Origin of the sequence: Luteibacter sp. OK325, from assembly GCF_003050935.1 — a bacterium.
Taxonomy (GTDB): Bacteria; Pseudomonadota; Gammaproteobacteria; order Xanthomonadales; family Rhodanobacteraceae; genus Luteibacter.
Genome location: NZ_QAOX01000001.1, coordinates 597,226 through 617,744, shown reverse-complemented (window position 1 = coordinate 617,744; position 20,519 = coordinate 597,226). Strand labels below are relative to the sequence as shown.

Below are 20,519 nucleotides of genomic sequence, written 5' to 3'. Positions count from 1 at the left end.
CATCCCTTTTGGAGAAATCATCATGAAGCAGGTCATCCTGATTACCGGCGCGTCCAGTGGCTTTGGCCTCTTGACCGCGCGCGCCCTGGCGGCGGCCGGTCACATCGTCTATGCGAGCATGCGCGATATCGCCGGCCGCAACGCGGCTAATGCCGAGGCCGTGCTCAAGGAAGGGAAGGAGCGCAACATTGACCTTCGCGTGGTCGAACTCGATGTCACCTCGGACGCATCGGCCGAAGCGGCGGTGAAGACGATCGTTGGGCAGGACGGCCGCCTGGATGTGCTCGTCCACAACGCAGGTCACATGGTATTCGGGCCGGCCGAGTCCTTCACTGCGGAACAGTACGCGCAGCTTTACGACGTGAACGTGCTCGGCACGCAGCGGGTCAATCGCGCCGCGTTGCCGGTCATGCGTGCGCAGCGGAAGGGCTTGCTGCTGTGGGTGTCGAGCAGCAGTGTCCGCGGTGGCACGCCGCCGTTCCTCGCCCCTTACTTCGCGGCGAAGGCAGCGATGGATTCACTCGCGGTGAGTTATGCCGGCGAACTGGCGCGCTGGGGCATCGAGACGTCGATCATGGTCCCCGGCGCCTTCACTAAGGGCACGAACCACTTTGCGCACTCCGGAAAGCCTGCTGACGAGGCCCGCGCCGCCGAGTACATGGACGGTCCGTACGCCGGCATGCCGGATCGGATCCTCCGTGGCCTGGCCGCCCTCGAGCCCGCTGATGCGGACGCAGGCGAAGTGGCTACGAAGATCGTCGAGGTGGTGAACCTGCCCTTCGGCAAGCGACCCTTCCGTGTCCACGTGGATCCGTCGCAGGACGGCGCCGAGATCGTCAACGGCGTGGCCGATCGGGTCCGGCGGGAATTGTTCTGGCGGGTGGGGATCGACGATCTGTTATCTCCCAAGGCCTGAGGCTGAACGGGCCGCGCCGGAAAGGTGGCGAGGCCTGTTCGTAACTCTCTTCAGATCGAACAGGTATTGATTATACATAAATGAACTATATACTTATGAGGTAATCAGTCGACAGGACGGCCCTCCATGAGCGATTTCGCCCCCACCGAAGCGCGGCTCCAGGTCACGCTTTCAAAGTATCCCGGCTTCCCGCGTGACCCCGCCGCGCTCGTCCGGCTGATCAAGCATCTCTACAAGGAGATTCACGACGAGGCCAACGCGGTGATGAAGCCCTACGGGCTCAACCACCCCGAATACAACATCCTCATGATGATGTACGGCTCGCCGGATAACTCCCTGAATCCGTCGCAGCTCGCCGATGCCGCAGGGGAGAAGTCCGCCAACGTGACCCGGCTGACCACGCAACTCTGCGAGAAGGGCTATATCGCGCGCGCCTCCAGCGAAGATGACCGTCGCAAGGTCACGTTGACCCTGACGCCGGAAGGCATCGCGCTGATCGAAAGCTTCCTGCCGGCCATCGTCACCCTGCTTTTCCGGCAGACGCGAAAGCTCGATACCACCGAGCAGGCCCAGCTGGAAGTCCTGCTGAAAAAGATGCTCGCCGGGTACGGGGAATAAGCAGCACTCGTCATGTCCGCGTCCGATCTCTCCATGGCATCACCCTTCAACCGTCAGGCCGTCGTCGAGACCCTGCGCGAGGAGGCTTCCGTGTGGTTGTTCGTCGTGAAGACGCTGGTCGCCTTCTTCCTCACCGGCTGGATCGCCATGCGCTTCGCCTTGCCGGCACCGTCCACGGCGATGCTGACGACGATCATCGTGGCCAACCGCCAGTCCGGCATGGTGCTGGCGAAGAGCTTTTATCGCGCCATCGGCACGCTCGCCGGCGCCGCCGCAGCGATCACCATCGTGGCCTCGTTCCCGCAACAGCGGGACCTCTTCCTGCTTGCGCTGTCGCTGTGGATCGGCCTCTGCGCCGGCGGCGCGACGCTGTACCGTAACTTCAAGTCATACGCCTTCGTGCTGGGCGGCTACACCGCGGCCATCGTGGCGGTGCCGGTGATCGACAACCCGCCAGGCGTGTTCGACTCTTCATGGGCGCGCATCAGCGAAGTTCTGCTGGGTCTCGCCGTCAGTGGCGTCGTCAACGACGTGATCTTCCCGAGCCGGATGCGCGACGTGCTGCGTCGCGCCGCCCGCGAGCAGTTCTCCCACTTCGTTGCCTTCGTCCGCGACAGTACGCGCGGCAACGTGGCGCGCGAGACCATGGAAAATGCACATCTTCGCTTCGTCCGTGCGGCAGTCACGTTCGAGGACCTGCGCAGCTCGGTCATCTTCGAAGACGCCGAGGCGCGCGCACGCAGTGGCCACCTGCGCCTGTTCAACCAGCGCTTCATGGCGGCTTCGACCAGCTTCCAGTCGCTGCACCACCTGATCAACCGCCTGAAGCGCGCGCACCGCGACCTCGCGGCCGACACGCTGGTTCGCCTGTATGCGCCCGTCGGTACGGCGCTCGACGCGCCGATCGAGGCTGGCGCCGTCGCGCGGGTATTGCTGCCACGGCTCGTCGCTGCGCGCGAGATGATGCGCAAGCAGACACCATCGTTGCGCGACTCGTTGACGGATGCGCAGGATGTGCGCGACTTCGACACCGGTGCGTCGCTGCTGGCGCGGTTTGCCGATGAACTGCACGCTTATGTCGATGCCGCGGCGTCGCTGCAGACGCCACGTGTCATCGCCGCCTCGGGTGAGCGGGTGCGCTTCGATCGCGGAAACGACTTTCTGGGTGCCGGGATCGCCACCTTGCGCGCCACCCTGACGATGCTGGGCCTGGGCACATTCTGGATCTACAGCGCATGGCCGCTGGGTTCCAGCGCCATGCTGCTCGCTACCGTTTTCGCCGGGCTATTTGCGACGATTCCCAATCCGACACGCGTGACCTGGATGGTGATGCTCGGCTACCTCTCGGGCATGGCCGCCGGCTTCGTCTGCGAATTCTTCGTGCTTACCCAGGTGGACGGATACCCCTTGCTGGTCATCGGTATCGCGCCCTTCCTCGCGGTCGGGCTGGTCATGATGATGAGCCCGCGTCTGGCGTCGTACGGACTGGGCTGGGCCATGGGACTGGCATACATCCTCGCGTTGAAGAACGTGCAGGTTTACGACCCCGCGCACTTCATCAACGATGCCATCGCCCAGGTCGTGGGGCTCGGGGCAGCGGCGGTTTCGTTCGTCGTGATTCCTCCGGCGATCGGCAGCGCGTGGCTTCGCCGGCGCCAACTCGTGCGGCTGCGCGGTCAGGTGGCCCTGGCCGCCGAGGCACCGCTGCCAGGCCTGCGACATCGCTTCGAAAGCGTGAATCACGACCTCGTCAGCCAGGTGGTCGCGCAAACCGAGCCGGGCAGCGCCGATTCCCGCGCCCTGGTCGCCTGGGCGCTGGCGGTGCATGAAACCGGTCGCGCGCTGATCGAGTTACGCCACGACATGGCTCGCGCCGACCTTCCGCTCACACTGCGTCCCTACCTGACCGATGCTTTGCACACGCTTGCGCGCTTCTACGAGAAGCCGGCTCCGGCCGGCTACCTGTTGGCGCGCGACGCCGTCGCCACGGCGATCGCCAGCGTTGGCGAACATGAAGACGCTCGCCACCTGCTCGACCACCTCCACCTCGTTCGCATGGCACTGCTCGACGGTGAATCCGTCCTCGCCGCGTACATGCCTGACGCCCCGCTTGCCAAGGAGATCATCCATGCCTCGTGAGATCGCCCTCGGCGACGCCCTCGTTCCGGGGCTGCTCGTCCTCTTCGTCCTGGCCCTGCTGCTGCTCTGGGCGCTTGACTGGGTGGCAGGCCGTTTCGGCCTTTATCGCCTGGTATGGCACCCGCCGCTGTTTCGCCTGGCTGTATTCGTCTGTGTCTTTGGCGCTTGCGCGCTTTTCCTGCTCTGAGTGATCCCGCCATGAAATTGCCGACCCTCATCCGTTTCGCCGTCACCGCGATCGTCGTGCTTGTCGCGGCCTTTGTCGGGCACACCATGTGGAAGCACTACATGTACTCGCCGTGGACGCGGGATGGCCGTGTGCGCGCGGAGATCGTGCGTATCGCACCCGACGTGGCAGGCCTGGTCACCGACGTGCGCGTGATCGACAACCAGACGGTGAAGAAAGGCGACCTGCTCTTCGTTGTCGATCGTGCGCGCTACGAGAACGCCGTGGCCCAGGCCAAGGCGAACCTCAATGCCGCCGAGGCGGCCGCGCGTGCCGCCGGTGCGAGCATCAACGCAGCTTCCGCGGGTGCTGAGCAGAGCCGCGCGAACTACGAGATGTACCAGGCGCAGTCGGAGCGTCGGCAGAAGCTGATCAATAACGTGATCTCGGCCGAGGACAAGGCCAACGCGGCGGCCGCTGCGAACGCTGCTAAGGCGGGTTGGCAGCAGACATTGGCTGGCACCAAACAGGCCAGCGCAGCGCAGCAGCAGTCGCTCGCGGCGGTGGCCCAGGCGGAAGTCGAACTTGCCTCAGCGCAACTCAATCTGGACCGTACGCAGGTGCTCGCCCCGGTCGATGGCTTCGTTACCAACCTGGACGTGCGCGTCGGTGACTACGCCAACGCCGGCACGCCGCGCCTCGCGCTGATCGACAGCCATTCCTATTGGATCTACGGCTATTTCGAGGAGACCAAGCTGCCCGGCCTGCGCATCGGCGATCCCGTGGACATTCGCCTGATGAGTGGCGGCGTGCAGTTCAAGGGCGCTGTCGAAAGCATTGCGCGTGGCATCACCGACGCGGATAACCCTACCGGCAGCGACCTGCTGGCCGACGTGAATCCAACCTTCAACTGGGTTCGTCTGGCGCAGCGCGTGCCGGTACGCGTAAAGATCGATACCGAGCATCTGCCCGTGGGCACGGTGCTGTCGGCAGGCATGACAGCGACACTGGTGGTGCATCCGTCCCGGCCCGAGGCGGTTGCCGTCCGGTAAACCGCGATGGCTCAGGCGTGCGGCGGCGCCAGCCGAGCCAGCCGCAGTTGCAGCCACTTGTCCACGTCCGGCCATTCGGTGGCGAGGATGCTGTAGCAGACGGTGTCGCGGAGCGAGCCGTCGGGGCGGCGCTTGTTCGCGCGGAGGACGCCTTCGCGCTTTGCCCCGAGTTTCTCGATGGCGCGCTGCGAATCCTGGTTATAAGCGTCCGTGTGGAACGCGACGGCAACGACGCCCACGTTCTGGAAGGCGTTGTCGAGCAACAGGTGCTTGCACGCCGTGTTGACGTGGCTGCGCTGCCAGCGGCGCGCGTACCAGGTGTAGCCGATGGACACGCGGGAGGGGTCGTCCTCGATCTCGTAATAGCGCGTGGAGCCCACGACCTGGCCGGTTCCGGTCTCGCGGATCACCCAGGGCGACATACGGCCTTCTTCCTGGCCGCGAAGGGCGGATTCGACGTAGTCCGTCATGCGCCCTGGCCCGGGTACCGAGGTGAACCAGAGGTCCCACAGGTTGCCGTCGGCGGCAGCCTGCTCCAGCGCGGGAATGTGCGCCAGGGTCATCGGTTCGAGGGTGACGTAGGCGTTTTCGAGGCGGACAGGCGTCATGGAGCGGATCTCAGGCGTCGAGGTCGGGGATCAGGCGGCTTTCAATCCGCGAAATGGCGTCTTTCAGCAGCAGCTTGCGCTTCTTCAGGCGGGTGAGCTGGAGCTCGTCCCGGGTGATGGAGGCGGCCAGATGGTCGATGGCCGTGTCGAGGTCGCGGTGCTCGACCTTGAGCTCGGACAACCGTTTGTTCAGTTCGGCGGGATCCTGGACCTGCATGGCATTGGCCGGGCGGGAGGTGAAGGACACAGTGTAACCCCCGGCGAGGTCCCCCGCAGCGGCTACAATAGGGGGCCGCCCCTCCCGAACACCGCCGAAGCATGTCCGCCATTCCCGACGTCACCCGCAAGCAGACCTACGAAGCCGGCAAGCTCGCCAAACGCCTGCGCCGACAGGTCGGCCAGGCGATCGCCGACTACGGCATGATCGAAGACGGCGATCGGATCATGGTCTGCCTCTCCGGCGGCAAGGACTCCTACACGATGCTGGACATGCTGCTTTCGCTGCAGGCGAAGGCACCCGTCCACTTCGAGCTGATCGCGGTGAACCTCGACCAGAAACAGCCGGATTTCCCCGCGCACGTGCTGCCGGAGTACCTGGCCGAACGAAACATTCCGTTCCACATCATCGAGCAGGACACCTACAGCGTCGTCACACGTGTGATTCCGCAGGGCAAGACCATGTGCAGCCTGTGCTCGCGCATGCGCCGCGGTGCGCTGTACCAGTGGGCCTCGGACAACGGCATCACCAAGATCGCCCTCGGCCATCATCGTGACGACATCCTCGGCACGTTCTTCCTGAACATGTTCTACCAGGGCAGCCTGAAGGCGATGCCGCCCAAGCTCCTCTCGGACGATGGCAGTCACGTAGTGATCCGCCCACTGGCCTACTGCCGCGAAGACGACATCTCCGCGTACGCCGAAGCGCGCGCCTTCCCGATCATCCCCTGCAACCTGTGCGGCTCGCAGGAGAACATGCAGCGCAAGGTAGTCAAGCGCATGCTGGAGGATTGGGAGAAGTCCAATCCGGGGCGGAGCGAAACCATTTTCCGCGCGATGGGCAACATCGCCCCGTCGCAGCTGACCGACCGCAAGCTGTTCGACTTCGCGGCGCTGGGCGCACGCGAGGGAGCGGCGCGCGCCGACACCCATGCCTGGCTCGCCGGTGGCGACGCCGGCGACGACAACGACTGATCATTCAAGACCCGCTTCAAGGCCCGCCGACCATGACCCTCTTCTCCGCTGTCGAACTCGCTCCGCGCGATCCGATCCTTGGCCTCAACGAAGCCTTCGGCGCCGATACGCGGCCGGACAAAGTCAACCTCGGCGTCGGCGTTTATTACGACGCCAATGGCCACGTACCCCTGCTGCGCGCCGTGCGGGCAGCCGAAAAGGCGCGCCTGGAAGCGCAGCTGCCACGCGGTTACCTGCCCATCGACGGCATCGCCCTCTACGACGCCGCGGTGCAGAAGCTGCTCTTCGGCGCCGGCTCGTCCTTGCTGGCCGAGCGCCGCGTCGTCACCGCGCAGGCGCTGGGTGGTACCGGTGCGCTGAAGATCGGTGCGGACTTCCTGCATCGCCTGAATCCCTCGGTGCCGGTCGCCATTAGCAACCCGAGCTGGGAAAATCACCGGGCGCTGTTCGAAGGCGCCGGTTTCCAGGTCGTGGAATACCCGTATTACGACGCCGCCACCCACGGTGTGGATGTCGACGCCATGCTCGGTGGACTGGCGAAGTTGCCCAAGGGCGCGATCGTCGTCCTGCATGCCTGCTGCCATAACCCGACGGGTGTCGACCTCGGCACCGACGACTGGAAGCGCGTGATCGAGGTCGTGCGCGAGCATGGGCTCGTACCGTTCCTCGATATCGCCTACCAGGGCTTCGGCGATGGCATCGAGGCCGATGCGATCGCCGTGCGCCTGTTTGCCGATGCCGGCCTCCCGTTCTTCGTCGCCAGCTCGTTCTCGAAGTCGTTCTCGCTGTACGGCGAACGCGTCGGCGCGCTGTCGATCGTTACCGACTCACATGACGAAGCGCACCGTGTGCAGTCCCAGCTGAAGCGTGTGATCCGCACCAACTATTCCAATCCGCCGACTCACGGCGCCGCCGTGGTCGCTGCGGTGCTCAACCATGACGATCTGCGCGCCACGTGGGAAGCTGAGCTGGGTGAAATGCGCGAGCGCATCCGTACGATGCGTCGCGGGCTCACCCAGCGTCTCTCGGCCCACGGCGACTTCGGGTTCATTGAAGCGCAGCGCGGCATGTTCTCGTATTCCGGGCTGTCGTCGGCACAGGTGGATCGCCTGCGCACGGAGTTCGGCATCTACGCCGTAGGCACGGGCCGCATTTGCGTGGCCGCGCTCAACGACGGCAATCTCGACCGCGTCGCCGAGGCGATCGCCAGGGTCATCTAGCCGTCCATCGCCATCTTCGCCGGCGAACGCCTGCCGTTCGCCACGGCCTTCCATTTGCAAGAGATATCCCGATACATGTTCTTTCGAAACCTGACGCTGTTCCGCTTCTCCGCCCCCGTTGCCACCGATCTGGACCGCCTCGAAGAGGCGTTGCCCGAGCATCGGCTGCGCCCGGTCGGTCCGATGGAAATGTCGACGCGCGGCTTCATCTCACCGCTCGGGCGTAAAGAGGAAGCGCTGGTCCATATGGTGGGCCGCAACACCATGGTCACCGTGGGCAGCGAGGATAAGCTCCTGCCGTCGGCCGTGGTGAACGACGAGATCGCCAACCGTGTGCAGAAAATCGTCGACGAGGAGGGCCGCAAGGTCAGCGGTCGCGAGCGCAAGCGCATGAAAGACGACGTCATGAACGAGTTGCTGCCGCGTGCCTTCGTGCGTACCTCGCGCATGTCCGGTTACGTCGACAAGAAGAACGGCTGGTTGGTGCTGGATACCTCCAGTCGCAAATCGGCTGAGAACACCCTAAGCCAGGTTCGCGAGGCCCTGGGCAGCTTCCCGGCGGTGCCGCTGGCGCCGGAAGAGTCACCGCGCATCCTCATGACTCATTGGGTGGCGACGGGCGAGCTTCCGGCCGGCCTGGTACTGGGCGACGAGTGCGAGCTGCGCGACCCGGCGACCGCCTCGGGCGCCATCGCCCGCTGCCGCCGCCAGGATCTCGACACCGATGAGATTCGGGAGCACCTGCGCACCGGAAAACAGGTGTTCCAGTTGGGATTGGTCTTCGACGACCGCATCTCGTTCGTGCTCGGGGAAGACCTGATCCTGCGTAAAATCAAGTTCACGGACGTGGTGCTCGACGGACAGGCGGATAGCCCCGAGTCGGCCGCCGCGGAAATGGACGCGAATTTCGCCCTCATGGCTCTCGAGTACGAGCGTCTTCTGGGCAAACTGGAAGAGTGGTTCAAGCTGCCGCGTCCGGAGTAACCCCGGGGGCGGTGTCGCAGGATTCGATATGGCTTGGTGGCAAGTTCGTCGGGATCGACCAGAGACTCGCGACATGGCATCTGAAGAAGGCGAATGGCTGGAATTGTCGACCCCGACGGGCGGCACCATTCGTGTGCTTAAATCCGCGCATCCGCGCGCACGCAGGCTGCGCCTCACGGTCACCCCCAAGGGCGCTCGCCTTACCTATCCCAACGGCACGCATACGGCGCAGATGGCGGCGTTCCTTCGCCATCATGCCGACTGGCTCGAACAGAAGCTCGGCGAGTTTCACCTCGATGCGACGCCGCTGCCCGGCCTGAAAGTCGGCGTGCCGGCCACGTTCCCGTTTCGTGGGGAAGAGGTGGCGCTGGACTGGGCCGAAGGAGCCTACCCACGCGTCGACCAGCACGCCGGGGGTCTCACCCTGGTGATTCCGAAACCGCATACCCGTGCATTGCTGGTGGCGCGTGGCTTGCTGGCGACTTACTTCGAGGCGCAGATTCGCCGGGACGTGTCGCGCTGGTTGCCCGCCTACATTCCGCTCATCAACGCCGCTCCTACCGCGCTCAAGGTACGCCCGCTGAAAAGCCTGTGGGGCAGCCTCGACACGCGCGACAGGATCAACCTCGATCTCGCGCTGGCCCTCGCGCCACCCGCGGCTCTTCGCTATGTACTCGTCCACGAGCTGTGCCACCTGAAGGTGCGCAACCACTCGCCACGCTTCTGGCATTGGGTGGAAACCGTGTTCCCCGATTACAAGGAACAGCGTGCCTGGCTGCGTACGCACGGGAGCGGATTGAAGATGCAGCTGGACCGGCTAATCGCTGACGTCGCCGACTGAGGCGGCTTCCATTGCCGCCTCAGTCGGTGATGACGGATCAATGCGCGAGCGCGAAGCCGGTGATGATCTTCGCCGTCTCTTCCGGCTTCTCGAGCATCGGCATGTGGTTGCAGCCATTCATGATCGTGGCACCGATCGAGGGTGAGCTCTTCAGCCCGTTGCGCAGCGTATCCAGTGCGGAGACATCGATGATCTTGTCTTCACGGCACCAGATGCCGAGCACCGGCATCTGCAGCTTGCCGATCACCGGATCCAGCGAGTAAGCCTGCGCGGGTTCCTTCAGCTGCTCGAAGGTGTGCGCGATGAAGTCGTGGTCCTTCTCGTTGCGTGCGAGCAGTGCGTCTTCGAGACGACCGGGAATGTTCGGCTTTACCAGGAAGATGCGGCCGAGCAGGGCTTCGAGATCGGCGCGGTCCTTGAAGAGGAACGGATCCTTGCCTGCCTTCACCTCACGAACGAAGTCGTTTTCCTTGAAGGTGAGGCCCAGCGAGCTCATCAAGACGAGGCTGGCAACGCGCTCCGGATGCTGATCGGCGTAGACACCGGCCACCGCGCCACCCATCGACTGGCCGACAAGCAGGAAGTGCTGAGCCCCGACAGCCGTGGCGAAGGCTTCAAGACGCGTCGCCTGTGCCGGGATGCCGTAATCGCCGCCTTCATTGCGCGAGGATTCTCCCCAGCCCGGCAGGTCGGGAGCTATCACGTGGAAGTGATCGGTCAGGCCCTTGGCCATCGTCAGCCAGGTTTCCTTGTTCGCAGCGAAACCGTGCAACAGAACGATGGTCGGGCCGTCGCCGCCTTCGTAATACGACCATGTCGTATCGCCCGCGACTACGGTCTTCTTCTCCATGTGCGCCGACATGGCCAGGCGCGCCGCGTCGGCCTTGAGCAGCAGCGACGGGGCGATCAGGTAGACGCCGCCGGCGCCGATGCCCAGCACAAGGGCGACCACGACGAGGAACTTCAGGCGGCGGAGCAGCAGGCGCTGCCAGAGCGGGCGGCTGTCGGCGGAAGCGAGTGTCGGTATCTTGGCCATGGGCGCTTACTTCTTCTTCGACTTGCCAGCGAGAATGGCTTCGACGGCCTGCTGGGTCATCGGGTGATAGCCATTCTTCGCCTTGGCGTAGGTTTCTTTCGCAAATGCCAGGCCTTCCGGTGTGCGGGCGAATGCGCGGTACACCGGCGTGGTCAGGTACAGGCGGCCGATGCGGGTAATGTGCTCGGAAGCGGCAGTCCATACATCCTTGTCGCCAGCGGCGATGGCGTGCGCATACCAGCGCATGCCGATCTCGGCGTTGGGCGTGCCGGTGAGATGCCAGGCGGCATCGATTTCCTTGATCTTCGGCAGCGGAGTCACATCCGGCAGGCGGTCGAGGAAGTACATCCACTCCTGGGTGTTCCAGGTCTTCGCATCGAGCTTGTCGGCCGACAGCTTGCCGGCGAGGAAGTCGGTACGCTGCTTGTCGATGCCATCGAAGCGTGCGGAGGTCGGCAGAGGTGCGTCCTTCGGGATACCCGACTGCCAGATCCATGCACGCGCCTCGGCCTCGCTCATCTTGCCCGGGTACTTATCGAGCAGGTTGGCCTTGAGGTAGGCGAACATGGTGTCCGTATCGATGCTCTGGAACGCGAAGTGGGCGAAATAACCCTTCAGGTAGGTATCGAAGGTTTCACGGCCGAAGCGCTGCTCAAGCGTGCGCAGGAACCATGAGCCCTTGTCGTAGGCGACCGAGGAAAGCGAATCGTCCGCGCCGACGCCACGCGCGTCGGGCGTGAGCTTCTGCGAGTTGACCGGTATGTTGCCGATCGTCTTCTGCAGTTCGCGTGCGGAGAGCAACGCTTCCTCATCGGCGAGCGTCTTGCCGTAGACGGCTTCGGTGATGCGGCCCTGCACGTAGGTGGTGAAACCTTCGTTCAACCAGATGTCACGCCATGCGGCGCTGGTCACCAGGTTGCCCGACCAGGAGTGCGCCAGCTCATGCGACACCAGCGAGACCAGGCTCTTGTCGCCCACCAGCACCGTCGGCGTAGCGAAGGTCATGTTCGGGTTTTCCATGCCGCCGAACGGGAACGACGGCGGCAGCACGAGGATGTCGTAGCGACCCCATGCATAGGGGCCGTAAAGTTGCTCGGTGGTGGCGATCAGCTTTTCGGTGTCCTCGAACTCGTGCGCAGCCTTGCCGACCACACTGGGCTCGGCATAGACGGCACTGCGCGGACCGGTTTCCTTCACGGCGATATCGCCCGCGGCGATCGCCAGCAGATACGACGGAATCGGATGCGGCTGATCGAAGGCGAAATCACCGTTGAGCGGATGCTTCGTATCGTTGATAGCGCTCATCACCACGCGTACATCCTTCGGCGCGCTGACATGTGCGTCGTAGGTGAAGCGGACGGCAGGCGAGTCCTGTAGCGGCACCCACGAACGCGCGTGGATCGATTCCGACTGCGAGAACATGAAGGGCTGCTTCCTGTCGGCGGTCTGGTCCGGCGTGAGCCACTGCAGGCCAGAAGCCTCGGGCACCGTGGTATAGGCAATGCGCACGCTACCCGGATGGGCCGGTGCTTCGATGGTCAGCTTCGAGCCGAGTTCCTTGTCGCGCGGGGCGAGGGCGAACTTGAGCGGTGAAGCCTTGCCCGAGCCGTCCACGGCCTCGACGCTGGCGATCTTCAGGTCGCGCGTGTCGAGCACGAGGTCCTTTGCCCTGGCGTCCTTCCAGTCGAGCTTCAGCGTGGCGTTGCCGGCCAGCTCGCGCTTGCCGAAGTCCAGCTTCAGGTCGAGATCGAGGTGGGTGACCTTGACCGCGCCAGGTTGGGCATAGGAATGAGGGTCGGCGGCGAAGGCCACGACGGGGAACGCCATGGTGAGGGCAAGTACGGGGAGCAGACGCATCGAGGGGATCATCCGATGGAAGGAGAGCCCCAAGTATGCCACCGCTGTCAGAGCTTGTAGGCCCGATGGATCGCGACGATCCCGCTGGTCAGGTTGCGGACTTCGACATGGCCGAAACCGGCCTTGAGCATCATGCCCTTCAGGGTTTCCTGGTCGGGATGCTTGCGAATGGACTCGGCGAGGTACTGGTAGCTGTCGGCGTCACCGGCGAAAAGCTTGCCCAGGCGTGGCAGGATCTTGAACGAATGCACGTCGTAAAGCTTCGAAAGCAACGGGCTCTGCACCTTCGAGAACTCCAGCACCAGGGCACGACCACCGGGCTTGAGAATGCGGAGCATGTCCGCCAGTGCCTTGTCCTTGTCGGTGACATTGCGCAGGCCGAAGGCAATCGTAACGGCGTCGAAACTGTTGTCTGGAAACGGCAGCATTTCCGCATTCATCTGCGCCCAGCGCAGGCCGGACACGAGGCCACGATCGGTCAGGCGGTCGCGGCCAACACCGAGCATGGCGGCGTTGATGTCGCCCACCACCACTTCACCCTCGTCGCCTACCACCGGCTTGAGCAGGGCGGCGATATCGCCCGTGCCACCGGCGAGATCGAGCACCCGGTCGCCACGGCGTACGCCGCTCACTGCCACGAAGTGCCGTTTCCACAGACGGTGGACGCCGAACGACATGAGGTCGTTCATGAGGTCGTAGTTACGCGCGACGGAGGTGAACACCTGGCCGACAAGCTTTTGCTTGTCGGCCAGGGGAACGTCGCGGAAGCCGAAATGGGTGGTTTTCTGGGAATCCATGCGTCGCATGATACCCCGGTTCATTCCCCGCGGCAGCCGACGGGCGGCTTAGCGGGAACCCGGCGGCGGTAGCCGGTTCGTCACCTCGAACTGGCCCCTGCCCAGTCGGAGAGGGCCGCCGCCGACCGGGTGTGCAATAAACACATTCGTCGGTCCGCCGTTGGGCGCAAGCAGCGTCGCGTTGGGGACACCTCCGGCGTACTGGCCCGCGGTGGTGCTGGAGGCCACTCCAGCGCTCCCGTATTGCCGGAGCACGTAGGGCGACAACGGCTGATACAGGCTGGAGGGATCGATGCGGACGGCGAAGCCGCCGCTTCGCGTGATGTGATGCACTCCCATCGCTTCGTTGATCTGCGCGATCGGCGCCGTGGGCGGCACACTGGTGAGACGAATGCCATACATCTCACGTTCGATGAGGCCGGACGTGATCTCAGCCAGGTCGAGGCTGTATCCGCGGCTCGTGGAACTCAGCAGGTAGCCACTGGTACCGCGGGTGCGTACCAGACCACTCGTCTGGAAGGGTCGGTTGTCGTAGTACCAGAGCTCGGCCGGGGCTTCAGTCCTCGGTATCGAACGATATCGTCCATACCGGAGGGTGAGATCCACAGGCGCAGCGCTTGCGGTGCCTCCGAGGCGCTGGGCCTGGCGTAGGCGTCCGCGAATGAGGGCGTCATTCCAGCGAAGGCGCTGCGCAGGGGAGATGGCAGGTGGTGGCGTCAACAAGGGGCCTTCGTAGGCGGTGTGCTCGAACCTTATCCGTCTGGCGACGAGCTCGAGTTCTACGGGGTCGGGAAAGGACAGTTCGACCTCGGCCTGGAGTTCGTCATACAGGTCTGGCTGCCGTTCCGCCATTCCGGCCTGGCCGCGGCCGCTGCCGCCACGAAGTCCGACCCTGCGATACGCCCAGGTCCCGGCGGACGTACGCTGGATGGCGGGGCCGCCGAACGTCGTGCTTGTCTCCGGACGGCTGAGCCGCCAGGTGGCGTAGTCGTGGTCGCGAACGACCCGGTAGAGCTGACCACGGTGTTCGATGTAGGTCTTGCCCTGGATCGTGAAGACGCCTTCGCGATCGGCCTGGCCCGTCTTGCGAATGTTCTTTGCGACAAAGCGAGGTTCGAAGATCACGGCCGGCTGCGCCGCCGGCCTCGCTTCGACGAGGCGTCCGGCAGCGGTGCGAAAGCGCGCCCCCGTGATGGCATGGCCTACGGAGGACGAGCCCAGCGAGTAGGCGGGAAGCGCAGCGGAAAGCGAGGTGTTGTAGAAATCCGCGAAGTCGACGAAGGCCTGGGCATGGTCCCCCGCCTTGACGTTGTCATAGAAACGCCACGCCGCCTGTGCCGCGCGTGCTGGTGCCGTGACGATTCCCTTGACCGCATCCTCGACGATCCGGTGCGTTGTCGTCGTGCCCAGACGCTCCACCAGCCATGTCCAGTTCGCCCGCTCCGCACTGCGCGTGAATGCCTGTACGTTGCGCAAGCCGAGCTGTACGTCCACCTCATAGGCTGCGCTGAGAAAGTCGCCGCTCACCTCGCGCTCGTCGAAGGCCGCCTGGGTTCGCGTGTAAGCGGCGTTGGAACTCGATCCCAATACCCAGTTGGCAAGGTTGTCACCGGCGAACTCGCGTGAGCTGCCGTTGGGAAGTGCGTGGGCGTACTCCGCGGGAAGCCTGTCGAGAAGGTATTCCCGGAAGGCGGGATGATAGAAGAATTGTCGGCCGGCTTCGGCCCGGTCGGCGAACTCGCGGAAGGTGAGGCCATCGGGTGCATCCGGCGTGTAGAGAACGACGCTCGCCACGCTGGCCGGATGTCGTACGCCAAAGGCGAGGATGTCGCGTAGCGGTGTGCCGAGGTAAGTGATCTGGCGCACAACGATGTCTCATGTCCCTCAATGCGTGCGCGGTCGACCGCTATTGGCGTGTCCAGTGCGGCCTTCACCCAGCGGTAACCGCGTTCAGAGCGATCGGGGAGAAACGAGCGCGGCGCATCGTCCAGGTAGTAGGACAGTCGTGCCTCTGCAGCGAGGAAACGCATGTGTGTCGACTGCAGGCGGGCGGCATGGTCACGGCGTATCGCCGCATCATTGCCCGTGCGGAATGCCGAGGCTGCGTAGTCCTGATACCGCGACGAAAGATCGAGGTCGCGGACGAGACGACGGATGGCTGTATCGTCCAGCGTGTCGATGGTGGTGCCGTCGCTCGTGTGTGCGCTGAGCCTTGCCGGATCGAACGCGGCGATGTTCTGGTAGGCGAGGTCGACCAGCTTGATGTGCTCGGGCGTCGGCCCCTCGAACAGCGCTTGCAGCGACGCCAGCCGAGCGGCGGGGTCGGCGCCACGATCGATGCTGATCCGGATATCCGCCGGATCATGAGCGATACCGAGTGCGCGCAGGCGTTCGGCAATGACGGCAGACGCGTACGCTGGCAAGCCCAGCGGTGCGCTCAGGCCAGCCGTGGCTTCGTCGACGGTCACGGCATCCGATACGGAACGATAGACATTCCCGGTGTTCCGCCATTCAGCGGCGACGTCGACAGGAACGCGCTCGAGCCGTTGTTCGTTGATCGCCTCCATAAGGGCGGCATGGCGTATGGCAAGCACGTGCTCTGAATCGAACATGCCATCCAGGCGCAAGGCGTCGAACGCTGTATCCCTCAGCGTCCGCGACCTGGCGTTACCCTCGTCGTCCAGTGAGAACTCGAACCACGCCTGACGAAGCTTGTCACGCTGTACGTCGATCAGTCGATCGACCAGTCTGCTGAAGGGGCGGCCGACGATGTCACGGGAATCGACGAACGCCTCGGGACCGATCGACGCCACATGCTGGCGCGCCATGCCGGGAAGATCCGGGGACAGGACAAGTGCGCTGCGCGCGCGCCGCTCCATCTCGGCATGGGCGTCGACCAACCGCGGGAACGATTCCCAGCCATGGTCGCTTGAGAACACAAGGGTGTGGTCAGGCACGCGTTCGTCCTGGACGAGCAGGACACCGGCGTAGGTTTCCTGGCCGAACAGTAGTTCTCGAACCTTAAGGTGGGAAGGAAGATCGGCGCCCGTACCCGACGTCAGCGAGGTGACCAACGCGAACTCGGACGGGTCGAGTATGCCGTCCTGGTGAGCAAGCACGGCGAGATCGCGCGCGCCGGCCGCGATGCGGCTGGCGATCGTCACACGTCGCGATATGGCCAAAGAGCCATCTGCGGGCGGATGACTCCAATACGCATCGATGGCGAGAAGGTAAGGAGCAAGCGTGCCTGGCTCGATGCTGTCAGGAAGTGCGGGAAGGCTGGCTTGCTCCGTAGCGAGCCAGCCCTGCAGACCGATAACCCGGTCGAACGCTTCCGAGGCGTGCTGATAGACGCTTTGGAGATGCGGCGGTGGTACCTGTGGGGGAGTCATATCCATGGAGATTTCCTTATCGTGATGGTTCAGTGGCGAAGCGCGCTGTATGGCGCCGGACGCCGACCGCGTCGCCCCAGGTCGATGATGTGTTCGGAGTAGATGCGGATTGGTTGGCTGCTCTGCAGCAGGTACTGGTACTCGCCGTTGGGCAGGAGGCGGCGGCGCAGCTCGAGGCTTGCCCCCGGGCCGGGCACGGCATGGTGAGGACCGACCCACCGCCACGGGTCGCGAAGGTGCACCGTGTCGATCTGCATGGCGTAAGCCAGTGGATCGCGTTGGCCGGCCTGCTGTATCGGCGACGTGCCGAGTGCCTCGGACAGTCTCGCGGCCGGCATTTCCGGCGGAAGGACGGAGACCGGATAGGTACGCGTGCCGCGTGCGGTGTCGACCCAGGCGGCGTCGTGCCCCAGCGTGATTCCTTCGCGATTCAACAACGGCCAGACCTCCCGTTCGAAGAGCCGGTCGCTGAAATACCACATGCGGTCGGGCCATTCGTCGGGAGGGACGAGCTCGCTGGCGGGCACGCCCTCGGTGACGGTCGCGCTGGTGGAAGCGCCCGATCGTCGCGGTGGTACGCGAGGCGTGCTCCTGGCCACCGCCAACGCATCATCCCAACGTCCCTGCTGGCTGGGCGAGAGTGTCGGCGCGGGAGGTAGCGGATCGCCGGTGGACGATGAAATCGAGGGAGACTGGATGTCGATGCCCTGCGCTACTCCGGGTGAGGGTGGCGGCGACGGCAGTCGACGACCGTCGCTCTGCGCATATCCACGAACGCGCAGCACTTCCGCACGCTCGGTGGCAAGGACGAAGCGGGTGTCCAGTTCGTGCAGGAACACCCGTCGCTGGTGAGCGCTGAGTTCGGCGATATCCGGATGAAGGAGTGGGTCGAGGATCATCGCGCTGCGAGGTTTGACCACCAGTTTCATATACGCCCCGTCGTCCCTGACCAATGCGTTGGCGCTCGGATTGTCGATCAGCGCAGCGGTGATCTCGGCCCGGAAGGGCTCCATCACCGCAGGCATGGCAATGGGCGCAGGTGCGGCGGGCGCAGCAGGGTTCGGTGCCGGCCCGGCGACGGCCGCGCCATCAGGGACAAGACCACCTGCGGGCGCTGCGTCGTCGCGAATGGCGACTCGGCGCAACCGCTCGCGCAACCTCCGCATGCCTCCGCGCAGGCCGACATCGAGCGCGTAGACCCACCGGTCATCGACCCGCTCGATCAGCGGACCGGTGAAGTTCGCGTCGAGGGCTCCCCGGGACGGCGCGAGGCGCCAGCGGCCGTAGTCGGCATCGTGGCGGACGAGGAACAGCGTGCCCTCCTGTTCGACGTAAGACTGGCCGCGCACACGGAAGATACCTTCCTGATCGGGCTTGCCGGGCTTGCGCAGACCGCGTGCCGCGTAGCGATCGTCAAAGCGGACCTGCGGCGTCGTGAGACGCACTCCGGAACTTGCGACGCCGCGTGTCGCCGTGCGGGAGCGTACGATGGCGCCAGCGATGTGGCGTCCGCCGATGTACGGTGGCACCACGAGGTTGAGCGCGTTCACGTAGCCATCCGTAAAGGCGACGAATGCTTGTCCGGTATCGCCAGCCTTCACGTGGTCGTAAAAACGCCAGGACGCCTGGATCATGCGCGCGAGGCTGGCCGGCACATCCATGACCGCCACTTCCGCCAGGTGCGCCGGCGGATTCAGACGGGTTTGCAGGTAGCCAAGCAACGCATCGTTATCCGCACCAGCGGTGGTCCGCGCAAGGAATCGTGCATCGCGCCGGTACTTTTCGACGGTCGCGTCATACGTCGCCGCGAGAAAATCCCCACGCACCTCGCGCTCGTCGAATGGCTCGACGGTCTGGGTGTACGAAGCATCTCCACTGGCACCGAGCACCCAATGGGCAAGGCGATCGCCGGCGAACCGGCGTGTCGCCCCATTGGATGACACGGTGGCGAACTCGGCGGGAAGTCGGTCGAGCAGGTACTCGCGGAACGCCGGGTGATAGAGGAAGCGCTTCGCGGCGTCCTGTCGGTCCTCGAACTCGCGGAACGAGATGCCGTCCGGTGCGTCCGGCGTATACATGACGACGCGCGACGCACTTGCCGGTGTGCGCGAAGCGAAGACGAGGATACCGTCCAGCGCAGCCTGCCTGTAGATGATCTGGGAGGCGACGATGTCGTGTTTGTCCACCTGCCGCTGGCTGGTCGGCGTATCCAGCGCGGCGCTGACCCAGCGAAATCCCCGCTCGTCCCGGTCGTCGATGAAAGAGCGTGGCTCGCCCGGCAGATAGTACGAAAGCCGCGCCTCGGCCGCCTCCAGGCGCATTTGAGCGACTTGTACCGTCATGGCCAATTTTCGCGCAAGAGCGCCCACCGGCCCCTGGCGAAGACGCTGTTCAACGTGCGCCTGATGGCGGTTCGCGATGTCGAGATCGCGGACCATGTCGCGAACTGCGCCATGGCCAAGGCGGTCGCGAAGCGATGTGCCCTTCGCGTCCTTCGCGTGCAGGGTGTCCAGGGAGAACCGACCGATGTTCTGGCATGCGAGTTCCACCAGCGACATCTGCCGTGGCGTCGTCGAGCCGGGCAGCGGGTCGAATGCCGCGAGCGGACCTGGCAGGACCTTGATCCGTGCGATCTCGACCGTGATCGCTTCCGGCGAGTCGTCAATGCCCAGGGTCGCCAGCTTCGCCGCCAGCTCGCGTGACGCGAAGGCGCGCAAGGTCAATGGTGCCTGTGCGCCGGCGGCCATGCGGAACATGGCTGCCGCTGCGAGCGTATCGTTGTAGGAATCACGTGCTTCGTACCACGCGGTGCGGACGTCGTCGGGAACGCCCGCCAGGCGTTGCGCCATGGCAGCTTCGAGCAGCATCGCTTCACGCAGTCTCTCTATGGCGTGGATGTCGAGCATCGCCGCCGGCGAAAGTTCGTAGCGGATCCGGTCGCCGAGACGTGTCGCGGCGTCAGGTTCGTCGCTGTCGAGGCCATGATCGTCCGCGGCGAGCGCGATACGGGCGAGCTGCACATCGATCATGCGGGTGGCCAGGGCGTCGAAGATGCCGCCAGTGAGCTCCCTTGTACCGACGGTGCCCCGCAGCTTCGCTTCAGCGAGCGCGTCAGCTTCGAGGCCGAATGCATCCTCGGGATCTACCGACTCCAGCAAGCGACGTCGGGTGGTGTTGAGCAAGCGCTCCAGCGAGTCGAAAGCTTCCCAGCCCCCATGCGCGGTGAACAGCAGAGCGAGGTCGGGCATCCTGTCGTCCACGACGACCAGCGAACCAGCGTGGGGAGATTCACCCAGCAGAAGCTCGCGTGCGTGCACGCCCGCGGGAAGGACACCAGTGTTCGTGGCGGCGACGCGTGTCGCAAGCGCTGCGGCGGCTTGCCCAAGCGTTCCATCGAGGCCTCGTAGTGTGGCCTCCTCTTTCATCACGTCGGCGAGGTGACGGGCTAGTGCGATGCTACGTACTTCACCACCGGTTGCCTGTGCCGATGACCAGAAAGTCGGCAGTGCGTCGAGCAGGGCTTGTGCGCCTTGCGCATTGGCCTCGGCCAGGGACGGCTGCCCTTCGTACAGGCGGTCGATGGCAGCGGACGTGGCAGCGAGGCGCCGCAGTGCGTCGACGGCCGCCTGGCTTTCGCTCTGCACGACTTCCGGCGATGTGGTCGGTTGGACGTCCATGTCGTTCTCCTTGCGATAGTGGTAG

The 20,519-nt window shown here is 64.7% G+C and carries 17 protein-coding genes; 9 read left to right on the top strand and 8 right to left on the bottom strand.

The window, feature by feature from the left end; all coding sequences use genetic code 11:
• The first annotated feature begins 22 nt into the window (after nucleotides 1-22).
• From C8J98_RS02660 to C8J98_RS02640, 5 genes are all read left to right on the top strand, one after another.
• Nucleotides 23-916 (top strand): SDR family oxidoreductase, encoded by an 894-nt coding sequence (locus tag C8J98_RS02660; protein ID WP_107910625.1) that lies wholly within the window; start codon nucleotides 23-25, stop codon nucleotides 914-916.
• Between the two features lie 126 nt (nucleotides 917-1,042).
• The gene (locus C8J98_RS02655; protein ID WP_107910623.1) at nucleotides 1,043-1,534 is read left to right on the top strand and encodes a MarR family transcriptional regulator; all 492 of its coding nucleotides are present in this window, start codon (nucleotides 1,043-1,045) and stop codon (nucleotides 1,532-1,534) included.
• A 12-nt stretch (nucleotides 1,535-1,546) separates the two neighbouring features.
• Nucleotides 1,547-3,673: an FUSC family protein gene (locus C8J98_RS02650; RefSeq protein WP_107910621.1), complete on the top strand. Its 2,127-nt coding sequence runs from the start codon at nucleotides 1,547-1,549 to the stop codon at nucleotides 3,671-3,673.
• Complete coding sequence (locus tag C8J98_RS02645; protein ID WP_046966508.1) at nucleotides 3,663-3,860, top strand: DUF1656 domain-containing protein; 198 nt, start codon at nucleotides 3,663-3,665, stop codon at nucleotides 3,858-3,860. Before C8J98_RS02650 ends, C8J98_RS02645 begins: the two co-directional genes overlap by 11 nt.
• Before the next feature lie 11 nt (nucleotides 3,861-3,871).
• Nucleotides 3,872-4,891, top strand: a complete 1,020-nt coding sequence (locus C8J98_RS02640) for an HlyD family secretion protein (protein WP_107910619.1) — start codon at nucleotides 3,872-3,874, stop codon at nucleotides 4,889-4,891.
• 11 nt (nucleotides 4,892-4,902) lie between these two features.
• Here C8J98_RS02640 and C8J98_RS02635 read toward each other — a convergent pair whose 3' ends face one another.
• Complete coding sequence (locus C8J98_RS02635; RefSeq protein WP_107910617.1) at nucleotides 4,903-5,499, bottom strand: GNAT family protein; 597 nt, start codon at nucleotides 5,497-5,499, stop codon at nucleotides 4,903-4,905.
• A gap of 10 nt (nucleotides 5,500-5,509) precedes the next feature.
• Nucleotides 5,510-5,716, bottom strand: coding sequence for a DUF465 domain-containing protein (locus C8J98_RS02630; protein WP_107910616.1), 207 nt, complete (start codon nucleotides 5,714-5,716; stop codon nucleotides 5,510-5,512).
• Nucleotides 5,717-5,817: 101 nt separating this feature from the next.
• On the opposite strand from C8J98_RS02630, the gene ttcA reads away from it, so the two are divergent.
• From ttcA to C8J98_RS02610, 4 genes are all read left to right on the top strand, one after another.
• Nucleotides 5,818-6,690, top strand: coding sequence for a tRNA 2-thiocytidine(32) synthetase TtcA (ttcA, locus tag C8J98_RS02625; RefSeq protein ID WP_107910614.1), 873 nt, complete (start codon nucleotides 5,818-5,820; stop codon nucleotides 6,688-6,690).
• Between the two features lie 32 nt (nucleotides 6,691-6,722).
• Nucleotides 6,723-7,910, top strand: coding sequence for an amino acid aminotransferase (locus C8J98_RS02620; protein ID WP_107910612.1), 1,188 nt, complete (start codon nucleotides 6,723-6,725; stop codon nucleotides 7,908-7,910).
• 75 nt (nucleotides 7,911-7,985) lie between these two features.
• The gene (locus C8J98_RS02615; RefSeq protein ID WP_107910610.1) at nucleotides 7,986-8,894 is read left to right on the top strand and encodes a recombination-associated protein RdgC; all 909 of its coding nucleotides are present in this window, start codon (nucleotides 7,986-7,988) and stop codon (nucleotides 8,892-8,894) included.
• 73 nt (nucleotides 8,895-8,967) lie between these two features.
• A complete protein-coding gene (locus C8J98_RS02610) occupies nucleotides 8,968-9,735 on the top strand; it encodes a YgjP-like metallopeptidase domain-containing protein (protein ID WP_107910609.1) in 768 nt (255 codons plus the stop codon).
• A gap of 37 nt (nucleotides 9,736-9,772) precedes the next feature.
• On the opposite strand, the gene C8J98_RS02605 is transcribed toward C8J98_RS02610, so the two are convergent.
• The 6 genes from C8J98_RS02605 to C8J98_RS02580 are packed head-to-tail and all read right to left on the bottom strand — an operon-like array spanning nucleotide 9,773 to nucleotide 20,494.
• Nucleotides 9,773-10,771 (bottom strand): alpha/beta fold hydrolase, encoded by a 999-nt coding sequence (locus C8J98_RS02605; protein ID WP_107910607.1) that lies wholly within the window; start codon nucleotides 10,769-10,771, stop codon nucleotides 9,773-9,775.
• Between the two features lie 6 nt (nucleotides 10,772-10,777).
• Complete coding sequence (locus C8J98_RS02600; protein WP_107910605.1) at nucleotides 10,778-12,628, bottom strand: M1 family metallopeptidase; 1,851 nt, start codon at nucleotides 12,626-12,628, stop codon at nucleotides 10,778-10,780.
• A gap of 47 nt (nucleotides 12,629-12,675) precedes the next feature.
• Nucleotides 12,676-13,425 carry a bifunctional demethylmenaquinone methyltransferase/2-methoxy-6-polyprenyl-1,4-benzoquinol methylase UbiE gene (gene ubiE / locus C8J98_RS02595; protein ID WP_199229781.1) on the bottom strand — a complete coding sequence of 250 codons (750 nt, stop codon included), beginning with the start codon at nucleotides 13,423-13,425 and terminating at the stop codon, nucleotides 12,676-12,678.
• Nucleotides 13,426-13,473: 48 nt separating this feature from the next.
• A complete protein-coding gene (locus tag C8J98_RS02590) occupies nucleotides 13,474-14,952 on the bottom strand; it encodes a hypothetical protein (protein WP_107910601.1) in 1,479 nt (492 codons plus the stop codon).
• Entirely contained in the window at nucleotides 14,949-16,823 is a 1,875-nt protein-coding gene (locus C8J98_RS02585; RefSeq protein WP_107910599.1) for a DUF6543 domain-containing protein, read from the bottom strand. Before C8J98_RS02585 ends, C8J98_RS02590 begins: the two co-directional genes overlap by 4 nt.
• A gap of 23 nt (nucleotides 16,824-16,846) precedes the next feature.
• Nucleotides 16,847-20,494 carry a DUF6543 domain-containing protein gene (locus C8J98_RS02580; RefSeq protein ID WP_107910597.1) on the bottom strand — a complete coding sequence of 1,216 codons (3,648 nt, stop codon included), beginning with the start codon at nucleotides 20,492-20,494 and terminating at the stop codon, nucleotides 16,847-16,849.
• Nucleotides 20,495-20,519 lie beyond the last annotated feature (25 nt).